This window comes from Methanobacterium sp., from assembly GCA_030017655.1.
GTDB lineage: Archaea > Methanobacteriota > Methanobacteria > Methanobacteriales > Methanobacteriaceae > Methanobacterium_D.
In genome coordinates, this window is the sequence record JASEIM010000006.1 from 84,294 (window position 1) to 95,732 (window position 11,439).

Consider the following 11,439-nt stretch of genomic DNA (forward strand, 5'->3'; position numbering starts at 1 on the left):
ATGAAGTATATTGCTCTGCTTAGGGGAATCAACATTGGCAGTAAAAGAATAAAAATGGCTGATTTAATAAAATCTCTTGAATCAATGAACGTTAAAAACGTAAAAACTTATCTTCAAAGTGGAAATGTCATTTTTGACCAAATTCCAGTAACATCAAAGAAATCAGGGAAAATATTGAGAAAATGATAGGTCAAACCTTTGGATTCTCTGTAAATGTAATTATCAGAACTGAAAATGAACTTGAAGATATTATTAAGAGTAATCCGTTTATTAAAGAAGATGATGTTGAAATTGATAAGCTGCATGTGACATTTTTGCAAGATATACCTGATAAAAAAGTTGTTTTGGATTTAGGCATAAATAAAGGTTAAAATGAAAAATTTGAAATTAATGGTAGGGAAATTTATCTTTACTTGCCAGATGGATATACTAAAACTAAATTAACAAACAATATGTTTGAAAAAAAGTTAAAAACTATAGCAACTACCAGAAACTGGAAAACAACGAATAAATTAATGGATTTAGTTAAATTGGAATAAATTATCATGATATTGATGTTATGGGCTGATTTTTAGGTTTAACCAGAAAAGTACTTATTCTTCCACAGTAAATCGCTAAAACGCCTAAAACCAGGACAAACATGAAAATAGTGCTTTCATCGATGGAAGACATGTTTTTCAATTTCATTCCAGATAGTATCATTGCAGATAAGAAAACAGCTATGGCAAAGAGAGAACCGGATATGTTTCCTGTTAGGAATCCATATTTAAAGCCGTTGGTATAATTTTTGGCTAGTAAAACAGTTATAAAGCCGCTCATCAGGGTAAGTAAATAAACATTATTAAATATCAGGGCAAGGGTCAGTGAGGTTATTGCGCCGGCGACTAAGCCTCTTTCGTCAACTATTAATTCTTTGAAATTGTTCAGGTAATATTTCACTTCTTCTAGTGATGTGGCGTATACTAAAAAACCGCCGCAACTGCAACGAACGAAATCATCTGGAATTTCATCTTCCTGAAGGCGATAGTAACCATTACATTTTGGACAGGTTAATAAACCATTATATTCGCCTTTATTGACAAAATAGGTGATATCAGTTCCTATAATTTTAATAAGAGCTTTATAGGCCGAGGTAACATCTATAGTGGTTATATATCTTCTTTTATTATTCACAGTACTGCATACAATGAGAAAATAAACTATTCTTTTCAGTTCACGCTTGAATGAAACTTTTCTATTTCCATCTTCAGTGAAATATTTTGAAATAATCAGTTCATGCAGGTTATCAAAAAACTTTTCAGCATGTTTATCTGTCCATTCAACGTCGTTTACGTAATAGAAGAAACTATCATTAAAATTTTTTGTAGAATGTACCTTATCAAAGTTTTTCAGCCCTAAAATAATTTTTTCAAGAATATTACTGGAAAATATGGCTTTAACATCATCTTCCAGTAGAGGTCTTCCTAAATTCATGGAATAGATCAATTCAAGGAACCGATAAAAATTATAGAATGAAAAATAGTCAATGGAACTGGAAAAAACGTTCCCATTTTCTGGAAGCAGATAATTTGATTTTACATGTGTTAATAAGCGGCTGATATGATCCAGTTCTTTACGTGTACTGCTCGAAATGTCGATAGGTTCTTCCCAATTCTCAAAAATATAAAAAAGCCGGTCACAAACTCCATTATCCTTTAAAAATTGCAGATCTGAGATAATATTATATACACTCTCAGAATCATAACCCGTTCCAAGACTCCACAAGTCTCCCTTTAATGCCATATTTTCACTCCAAGTCTTTTTTAATAACATACAAGCCCATGAATGATTATTTACAAACAAAGCCAAAATTCTGACCTTAATATTAATTTATAATGTTCATTGGAGTTTTACTGATTTTAAAATGAGCTTAAAATAGCATTGAGATTCTATCTCAAGTCAATTACTGATGTTATTAATTACTAATGTTCTTCATTATTAATTATTAATCATTTAGTATATAAATCTAATTATATTTAATAAAAATCAGTATTAATGTAAATTAGGAAATAGTATATGTAAATATTAACTTAAAATGAAGAATTAAATTTAATATGTATATAATTTGAAAAATAAAATAAATAATTGCATTATTTTCCTTTATATATTCCCATTGATGAAATTTTCAGTACATTTATCTTTAATTGTTTTTAAATTCTTAATATGGGCGTCTCGATGAGCTGCATTAAGGAAGTTAAGTTTCTCGCATCTTTTGAATTCATTACATTCATAGCATCCCATAATATTTTTTTCCGAATCATTTCCTAATTCGCAAAATAGAGGACCTTTTCCATCTCTGCATTCACAACAAGGCCTTCCAGAGTTTTTAATAATTCTGCAAACCCATAATAGCTTTTAAGTATCTTAAAAAAGGGAATTTGAGCGTAATGGTCTGTATTCTGTTAAAAATCCGTATTTTTAAGATTTTTATGAAGTTCTCCAAGTTGCTGTTTTTCCATCATAGCCGAAAAAACCTCCATAGTAAAGACTACAATACATAATTCTCCGTTTCTCCTTTTAATCACTGAAATAGTTTTTTAAAATGAGAGATATGAAAATATTGATTGAAATAAAAGAATTGTATTTTAGATAATAAAAAGTGAAAATAGATATGCCCTGACCGGGACTTGAACCCGGGTAATAGGATCCGCAATCCTACGTGATATCCGCTACACTACCAGGGCAAATAGAATTTTTTTTATTTATAGTTTAATGAGCTTAAAAAAATTTTGTTGGCAGTGTTCTTTATATGAATATTTAAAAATCCTATTGATTAATTATATTTTTTCCTATTTAAATTTTAATATTGGCTTGAAGACTAAATTATTTGATTAAATAAGGGGAATTTTTATAAAATAAACAATTTGAATGGCTGTTGAAACCAGTCCAAGCAAAACTCCTGATATTACTTGAAAATAGGTATGTCTTCCTAAATATACTCTGCTCCACATCACTAATGGGATTATTAAGCCGAATACAGAACCAATAGGGCCAAAAACATATATTAACGCAGCTATAGGGCCTGCAACTCCCATTGCATGTATACTGATTTTCCAGTGGAGATTTATAAAAAAGACCAGCAGTGTGTTGGAAAAATAACAGAACATCAATACTGTGGTTATTAAAGGAGCATTGATTAAATATAATGCTATTACCCCTACAAGATATGAAAAAATTACCATTACCAGGGGAAAATTTCTTTCTTCCCTTACAGGTATATCAATGGCTATTTTTTTCCCATTACTCTTTTTACTCTCAATCCAGTATAATACAAGTAAAATTGGTAGAATTCCAGCAAAAATGACACATAAAAGAGTCACTATTACAAAATCATTGAAACTAAGTAGATAATAGTTAATTATTGCAAATGCAGGTATGGAAATAACAGGGGCATATGCAGCGGCAGAAACAAATTCTGCAAGGCTTTTTTTAAAACTATCTGAAATTATTAAGTTTCGGACCATGTAATTACCTTATTTTTTCTAAGATTAAGAATAAGATTCTATTTATGGAGTAATTGGTATATAAACGTTGATTCTATTATATGTCTGATGTATTAATTTATGACCATAAATTATTCATACATTGATTTCATGTCTAAATCAATAAAAAACCATCAGGAATAATGCTGGTCGCAAGCATCACCATGTTGATTTCTTGATGTTCAATCCAACTAGTAGATTTCCTATTTTTATCCTCTATCCAGAATTCTTCAATTTGTTTTCCCAATGGCATGTAATTCATAAGTGATTCAACACCCTGTGAAGTTCTCTGGTTGAATAAATCTGGACTTTCATTAACCCATCCATGTAGCTTTTCAACGCCTTTTAAACCAATAGACATTCCTAATTCCCGAAAAGCAAGCCTATAATCGTTTGGAAGCTCAAAAGGATTGTTTTTTGTAAAAAAATCTATGCCCAGGATTGCTGAATCCACAACAGTTTCCAGAAGATCACCATACCTGAATTCGCCCCTTATCATTAACTGGGCAATTCTTGAAGCATCTGAAAGGAGGCCTCCAATACTCAGAGGATCATTTGTGGCTAATGACTGCCCTGATAAGATCATGGTCATGTCAGTGATTTCCCTGCTAAGCCTTGGCAGTGAAGATTTTCCCAAATCTCTGGATGTTTCCTGCAACTCACTATACGTTACTAAACCATCCAGAGGGTCATGTTGGCCCATGGAACGAACGAGAGGATATGTAAGGTCAATACTCATTTTCCAGTACATTCTTTTTCTTCCTTCTTCAGTATATACAAATCCTGCATGGGCTGCCTCTGCAAGTTCCACTGCCCAATCATTATAAGTAGAATCGCCTGTAACTCGACTCGCACGATTGAGTGCATGCATCCATTTAGTTAAATAATGATAATACTGTCCATCCCGTTCCCATTCCAAGCGCTCATCAAATGGTTCATAGGGTTTGCGCTCATTTAATTCTTTCCCTATTCTCAATCCTCCTCTGGTAGGATGTAATGCACCTTCCTGATTTTCAAGGCCGCTAATCCAACCAGTTCGAGGATCATCATCACGATGCTGGCCAAGGAAGTGATGGACCTGGCCAATTAGACGTAATGCGAGATCCATATATGTTTTATCATTGGTTTGTTTAAAAAGTTCAAGATGATTACATACTGCAAATGCATCGGTCCATAAATATCGTTTTGGACTATGATTTACCGGTTCAAGCCCAGTTATACTTGCAAATTTAGACATAATTTCTTTTGCAAGCTCCAAATTTGAATCAAGGTTCATATTTTCACCACAATTACATTTTAATATGTATTACTTATGTCAATTTATAATTTACTGGTTTAAACATTCTACTTGATATAAAAACTCTAAAATTAAATATAAGGCAATAACAAGTGTAATTTGGAAGAATATAACTAATATATAATGGAAGTAAAAAAATATTACAGCTCTAGGAAGGAATATTAATATTTAAGACATAACTAGTCCCAGATGTATAATTTGAAGGTATAATTACCATAGTTTCTGATCCCCACGGCAATATTACATGCATCTTCCATATCTGCATTAGATGCAATAATGGCGCCGTTCAGCTGGCTTATTTCTGTTAAAGTATACTTTGAATTTACAAGAGTTTTATTCAGATAAGAACCAGCAACATTACCTGATAAAGCAACTGCTTCTGCGCTATTATTATTTCTTTTAAGGATATCAGTAATGTTTTGAAGGACTGTAAATTCACAGCCTCTTGACTTATAGCTGGCCATTGTTTCCAGGGCATCCTGGGCGTTATGTTCAATCCTTATATGGTCTGATAAAATTATATGTGCTCCGCCAAAGTTTGTTACTGCTGCAAGGAGAATAAATAGAGGTATTAAAGCCAGTGCTGCATCAATACTGAATATTATTCCTCTGCTGTCCATATTATTATATATGGGTTAAGTATTATTTAAGTGTTTTCTATTCCGACGGTCCATGGGCTCATTTTTGATTGATAGCCCTCACTACTTTATCTTTTTTATTAATGGCATTTAGGGCCGCTTCTTCTACTTTCTGGCGCATTAAATCGAAGTCTTCAGGGGTAGTGTCTCCAACGATCTTTTTTATTTTGGTGTAGGCAGCTTCTCTAAACAGAGGTTTAATCTCCTCTTCAGTACCATTTCGTATAAGTTTGGCTTTTCCACTTCCATCAACATGGCCAATTTCTGATATGGCTACATTAACACGAGATATTGCTTTTTTAACTTCTTCTGCAATATCCTCGGGAGCTATTATCATCAAAGAATCCACAGATACTCCCAGGGGGTCAATATCTAATTCTTCAAGCATCCTGAGCACTTTTGGATTTATCAGTTCCCTTATTTTATCATAGGAAAAGGTTAATCCAAGCCCTGTTGTATTGGAAATTTCATGAGCATCTCCCCGGAGCCCACCATTTGTAACATCAGTCATGGCATGTACTTCTGGAAGTAACCCTGCATCAAAAATAGCTTCAGAGGCTTTTATAAATTTAATATCCATTGTTTCTTTTACAACGTCAAACATTCCATGATATATGGCAGTTGTAGTTATAGTTCCTCCTCCAGAACCCTCAGTTAATAAAATAACATCCCCAACTTCAGCTCTTTTTCTTGCAGTTGGTGGATATTCAGATATACCAATTGCACCCACTGCACTTACCAATCTATCGCCTAAAACCATATCTCCACCAACTCGGAGAGTACTACCGGCTACAAGGGGTACATTTACAAGTTCAGAAACAGCACAAACCCCTGCAGTAAAATCAAAAAGTTTTCCAACATCTCCATCATCAGCTAGATGTAAATCACTTATGACAGCAACAGGGTCTGCCCCCATAACACACACATCTCTAAGCGCGGCCCTTGCGACATGAAATCCTCCTAAAAACGGATATTCGCTTAAACGGGAATGTATACCGTCAACAGCAGTTGTTACATAGATATCATTTGATGCAACGCTTTTTTTGACTACTCCTCCATCATCCTGAGCTTCTGGAGTAATGAATGCATTGGTGTGTGTGCTGGAAACTATATCAGCAATTTTTCTATGAACAAAAAAATCCCCTGCTCCTCTGGAACCAACACCAATCTGCCCCATGGCTACATCAGCCTTTGGATAATTGATTAATTCTCTTAAAAAGCCATCAGGATGAGATTCGATTTCCAGGGTATGTTTTACCTCTTCAATTACAGCAGAAGCCATCTTGGAAGCTTGTTCTGGGTCAATTTCTTTGAATTCAAGTATTTTATTTTTTAAACTGTTTAAAACAATTTTTTCATCGTCTTGTTTTAATGCATGTCTTACGAAGCCTTCTATGTCCATTGGTTCACCTTTCAACAAAGTTTTAAAGTCAATTATTAGTTAAAACATAAATTTTCTTATTTCAAAGTTTCATCTGGCTATTCGGGTGGAATACATAAATGAATTTATATTTCTTTAACGAAGTTTTTTAGAATATTCAAACCCACTTCGCCACTTTTTTCTGGATGAAATTGGGTGGCAAATACATTATCCTTGCAAATAGCAGCTGTAACATCAATTCCGTAATCAGTAGTTGCAGCTATTATGCTTTCATCCTCTGGCTTGACATAATAAGAATGAACAAAATATACGTAATCATTACCAGTTTCTTTGAATATTGGACACTTATTTACAATTTTTAAATTATTCCAGCCCATATGGGGTATTTTGAGACCTTCAGGAAGACGTAAAACTTCTCCTTTAAACACATCAAGTCCTTTAATTCCTTCATCTTCCTGACTTTTAGTAAATAAGAGTTGTAACCCAAGACAGACTCCTAAAAATGGTTTTCCACTATTTATATAGTCATGAATTAGATCTTTATAATCTTCGAGGTGTTTCATAGCCCTTCCAAATGCTCCGACTCCAGGCAGGATAAGTGCATCGGCTTTTTCTATTTTATAGGGATCTCTGGTTATTGTTGCATCTACTCCGACTTTTAAAAAGCCGTTTCTAATACTTTTAAGATTTCCTGTCCCATAATCCATTATTGATATCATTTTCCTGAATAAAATAAAATTAAGCTGTTTTAGATTTATCCTTAGCAGCTCTTGTATATATGTCATTCAAACGTTTTGTATCGTCCAGGTGAGGTGTTGATACCTCATGAAGGATGGTATTTTCCATTGCAACAATTGAATGAGGTACTTCTGGTTCGATTCGAACGGTGTCATTTTTTGCAAAGTATTCTTTTCTATCTTCAAATTGAATGTAACCTTTACCGTTCAATATGTACATTGTTTCATCTTTTTCTTCATGAAGATGGAAGGAAGTGTGGAAACCTTCTCTTAAGAATAATTCTTTGGTCATGTATTGATCTGTGTAAATCAGGACTTTTTCATATCCCCATGGCTTATCTGTTCTGTTTTTATATTCTTTTCTTATTTCCTCAAGCTCTTTAGAAGTATCTATGGCCATCCAGAAAAGTCCATCTTCTTTATAATAACCAAGCTGATTTTCATTGGCTAACATTGGAAAAACAGTCTTTTCAATGTCTCCAACTTCAAAATCGCCAAAGTTAATCGCACCGTTTGAAAAATAAACTCCTCCATTTATGTAATAGTCAAGAAGAGGCTTTTCCTTAAATGAAACTAATTTATCTCCGCTTATTTCAACTATTCCATAGGGAGACATCATTTTAGTTATAAAGATTGAAAAGGGATAATCGGACCTTTCGCCCTGGCTGATCATTTTTTTAATGTTTAAATCAGCCACAACATCACCATTCCTTATAACACACTGTTCATTATCTCTAATCTGATCCATACCTAATTTTATAGCGTTTAATGTTCCAAGAGGTTCGTCTTCTATGACATATTCAATCTTCATGCCGTTATAATCATTCCCATATCTTTCCTCTATTTTATCGCTTAAAAAACCGGTTAAAAGGAGTACACGGTTAACACCAGAATTTTTAAAATCAAATATCTGTTTATCGAGAATAGTATAATTATTCTGATCTTCTAAAATTGAGTAATTATCTTTAATTTCAATAAGAGGTTTAGGAATATTATCGGTAAGAGGTCTTAGCCGTTTTCCAAAGCCCCCACAAAGTATCATTCCTGCGGTCATGCTCATTTTATCACCTTGATATTGTAGTTACATTATGTTTCTTATCCGATATTAAATATTATAATTTTATTTTATTAATTAAATTAATCTATAATTTCCCTTAAAAAATGGCCAAAATCAGATGCAACAATTTCATCTGTCCCAAGGGTTTTAGCATGTGCATCTAATTCTGTTACAACGTACTTATAACCTATCTCTTTTAACGGTTCTACAAGTCTTGGACCGTCTGTTATGGCTAAAGCATCCATTTTTAAAGTTTCTATAGGTACAGCGTGAGGTACTCCTGCAACAATTAAAAAGTCAATATTTTTATCTTTCAAAAATCCCTCAAAATTCTCTGAATTTTGGGGCAACAAATCGCAGATTTGCGTGCTTCGATTTTCGACGGCCCCTAGAATCTCAGCCGCTCTTTCTCCTGTTACTGGATATTCGTCAAGACCTCCAGTTATCAGGTCAATTTTAACCCCATCTTTTTCAAGTTCTTTTTGAATATTTCTGGCATGCTGCCTTATTCTGGGAAGTCCAATGTTTTCATCAAGATTGGCAATTATTAATGGTTTATTTTTGGGATTTATTCTGTTAAAAGGAATTTTTAAGATGTCAGCAAACAGATAAGCGGTTTCCTTCTTTGCATTTAATACAATAGCGATTTTTTCATTATTTTTAATCTTTTTAATAAGCATTTTTGCTATTTCTATCTTATTATCTCCGTATGAAGGGGCTATATATTCTCCTTTAGCCATTCCTCTTGTTTTTTCGATTTTAGTTGCTAATTTAAGCATTTTAGATTGCCTTTCTGTTTCTTCATATGTTATAATTCCTTCTTTACTTGCAGCTTCCAAAACAGCAATAGCTCCTTCTGTATTATCTCCCTCGCTTAAACCACCATGGGATTCAACTGCAAGCACTTTTGCATCTATATTTGCGTTTTGAACGGCTTCTTTAAGGTCTTCACCAATTATCATACTTGCACATGTCCCAACAATCCCTACAAGTTCTGGCTGGAACATTGAATTTACTTTCTGGAGTGTTTCCTCTAATTTAGCCGCAGCTCCGAAAATAAAATCATTTTCAGACATTGCAGTAGTTACAACTCTCACTCCGTCATTTTCAAGTAGCCTCCCTGTTCTAAAACAACAGCCATGAGGGCCGTGGAGTATAATAACATCAGCATTAAGGTCCCTCAATGTATAAAGCGATGCAGCAATTGGACTTGGTCTTGGATGCAAATTTTTCACCTCTTAACTGTGGATTTCTGATAGTAATTGTTTTAATAATTTTGATATATGGATAATCAATTTCGTTACATAGGGATTGATCGATTTTTTATTTATACTAAACTGAAAAATAAAAACATTTAAGACCATTGTGGAAATTAAAATACTATTTAAATAATTAACATAATTCATCTAAAAGCTTCATTTCGAAATTGAATAGTTACAGGGTATACAATGAGTAAAAAAGATTATATATTAATACTTTTAATTGTCATAATCGCTTCAGTTGGATTACTGGCACCTTATGGGGCATTAAACAAAAATAATGAGCAAATTATGCAATTTAAATCATTAAATCCTCCAGAAATTAAAATATTAGGCGAAAATGACTTAGGAACAGTTATTAAAAGCGGACCTTACGGAAATCCGGATTCACAATCTAAAATTGCCATAATAGTGGGAGTACATCCTCTGGAGGTAAATTCTCATAGAGCTATGACAGCATCGCTTTATAGTCTTTCCAAATCACTTAATTGCTCTTATTATATTTACAGCATTCATGTTTCTAAAGATAGATATTCCTACAATTATGGGCGTATGAATGGACAATTACTGGCTAAATATGCAGTATCTGACATTAAAAAGAGTAATTTTGATTTGGTTGTGGATGTACATTCAAATAGAGGACATTATAAGCAAAAAAGGTTTATATGCGTGCCAATAAAGGATAATAAGTCTAAATTAATGGCATTAAGTATTGAAAATAAAATTTCATGGCTTGTTTATTATGTTCCACCTAAAGATAAAGGCCCTTCAAGTCCAAACTTCGTTACGGTCCCTTTAATACAATCTGGAACGCCAGCAGTGGTTTATGAAACATATGCTTATGAATCTTATGATTTAACCGTAAAACATGCTTCAGAAATTATTTCAGCTATTGATAAATTAAATTTGAAAAAATGATAATCAGAAATATAATACAGGGAAATTTCATAGATAGACCAAATAGGTTCACTGTTAAATTCAGATATGTTCATGGGTTAGAAATTGCCCATTTAAGGGATCCGGGAAGACTTAAAGAGCTTTTAACGCATGATGCAGAATTACTTTTAAGACCAGCCTTAAACACTGCCAATAGAAAGACTAAATTTGATGTTATAGGAGTTTTTAAAGATGATCACTGGGTTCTTATCAATTCCGGATTTCACAGCGATATAGCTGCTGATTTGATAGATTCTCAGTTGATAAAAGAGTTTAAAGGATATTTTATAGATAAAAGGGAATATACCTATGGTAAAAGCCGAATAGACTTTCTTTTAACCAATAACGATGAAAATAAGATGCTTGTTGAAGTTAAAGGATGTACTCTTGTTGAAGAGGGATTGGCTAAATTTCCAGATGCACCAACTTCAAGGGGTAAAAGGCACGTTGAAGAGCTTATAACTGCCAAAAAAGAAGGTTTAGAGGCGGCTGTTCTTTTTCTAATTTTTTGTGAAGATGCGACGTGTTTTTCTCCCAATTTTGATATGGATCCGAATTTTTCAATTGCTTTAAAGAATGCTCATAAAAAAGGAGTTAATATAATTGCATATTC

At 33.3% G+C, this 11,439-nt stretch carries 12 protein-coding genes and 1 tRNA gene; 4 read left to right on the plus strand and 9 right to left on the minus strand.

All coding sequences use genetic code 11. The features are described from left to right. Both QMD61_04410 and QMD61_04415 read left to right on the plus strand, forming a co-directional pair. Entirely contained in the window at positions 1-186 is a 186-nt protein-coding gene (locus tag QMD61_04410; GenBank protein MDI6723867.1) for a DUF1697 domain-containing protein, read from the plus strand. Further along, positions 183-371 (plus strand): DUF1697 domain-containing protein, encoded by a 189-nt coding sequence (locus QMD61_04415; GenBank protein MDI6723868.1) that lies wholly within the window; start codon positions 183-185, stop codon positions 369-371. Before QMD61_04410 ends, QMD61_04415 begins: the two co-directional genes overlap by 4 nt. A gap of 172 nt (positions 372-543) precedes the next feature. On the opposite strand, the gene QMD61_04420 is transcribed toward QMD61_04415, so the two are convergent. The 9 genes from QMD61_04420 to cfbD all read right to left on the minus strand — a co-directional run bounded on the left by QMD61_04420 (position 544) and on the right by cfbD (position 9,857). Next, positions 544-1,782 carry a hypothetical protein gene (locus tag QMD61_04420; protein ID MDI6723869.1) on the minus strand — a complete coding sequence of 413 codons (1,239 nt, stop codon included), beginning with the start codon at positions 1,780-1,782 and terminating at the stop codon, positions 544-546. A gap of 869 nt (positions 1,783-2,651) precedes the next feature. Beyond that, positions 2,652-2,723, minus strand: a tRNA-Arg gene (locus tag QMD61_04425). Positions 2,724-2,870: 147 nt separating this feature from the next. Continuing rightward, entirely contained in the window at positions 2,871-3,503 is a 633-nt protein-coding gene (locus QMD61_04430; protein MDI6723870.1) for a phosphatase PAP2 family protein, read from the minus strand. A gap of 133 nt (positions 3,504-3,636) precedes the next feature. Beyond that, positions 3,637-4,797 (minus strand): hypothetical protein, encoded by a 1,161-nt coding sequence (locus tag QMD61_04435; protein ID MDI6723871.1) that lies wholly within the window; start codon positions 4,795-4,797, stop codon positions 3,637-3,639. A 200-nt stretch (positions 4,798-4,997) separates the two neighbouring features. Further along, positions 4,998-5,438: a hypothetical protein gene (locus QMD61_04440; protein MDI6723872.1), complete on the minus strand. Its 441-nt coding sequence runs from the start codon at positions 5,436-5,438 to the stop codon at positions 4,998-5,000. A gap of 58 nt (positions 5,439-5,496) precedes the next feature. Beyond that, positions 5,497-6,858 carry an AIR synthase-related protein gene (locus QMD61_04445; GenBank protein ID MDI6723873.1) on the minus strand — a complete coding sequence of 454 codons (1,362 nt, stop codon included), beginning with the start codon at positions 6,856-6,858 and terminating at the stop codon, positions 5,497-5,499. 104 nt (positions 6,859-6,962) lie between these two features. Then, positions 6,963-7,556: an imidazole glycerol phosphate synthase subunit HisH gene (gene hisH, locus QMD61_04450; protein MDI6723874.1), complete on the minus strand. Its 594-nt coding sequence runs from the start codon at positions 7,554-7,556 to the stop codon at positions 6,963-6,965. Between the two features lie 19 nt (positions 7,557-7,575). Further along, positions 7,576-8,634 carry a sugar phosphate nucleotidyltransferase gene (locus QMD61_04455; GenBank protein ID MDI6723875.1) on the minus strand — a complete coding sequence of 353 codons (1,059 nt, stop codon included), beginning with the start codon at positions 8,632-8,634 and terminating at the stop codon, positions 7,576-7,578. Positions 8,635-8,711: 77 nt separating this feature from the next. Beyond that, the gene (gene cfbD / locus QMD61_04460) at positions 8,712-9,857 is read right to left on the minus strand and encodes a Ni-sirohydrochlorin a,c-diamide reductive cyclase catalytic subunit (GenBank protein ID MDI6723876.1); all 1,146 of its coding nucleotides are present in this window, start codon (positions 9,855-9,857) and stop codon (positions 8,712-8,714) included. A 222-nt stretch (positions 9,858-10,079) separates the two neighbouring features. On the opposite strand from cfbD, the gene QMD61_04465 reads away from it, so the two are divergent. Both QMD61_04465 and sfsA read left to right on the plus strand, forming a co-directional pair. After that, positions 10,080-10,808: a hypothetical protein gene (locus QMD61_04465; GenBank protein ID MDI6723877.1), complete on the plus strand. Its 729-nt coding sequence runs from the start codon at positions 10,080-10,082 to the stop codon at positions 10,806-10,808. After that, positions 10,805-11,439: DNA/RNA nuclease SfsA (gene sfsA / locus QMD61_04470; GenBank protein ID MDI6723878.1), on the plus strand; the 635-nt coding region annotated here is incomplete at its 3' end. The genes QMD61_04465 and sfsA, both read left to right, overlap by 4 nt.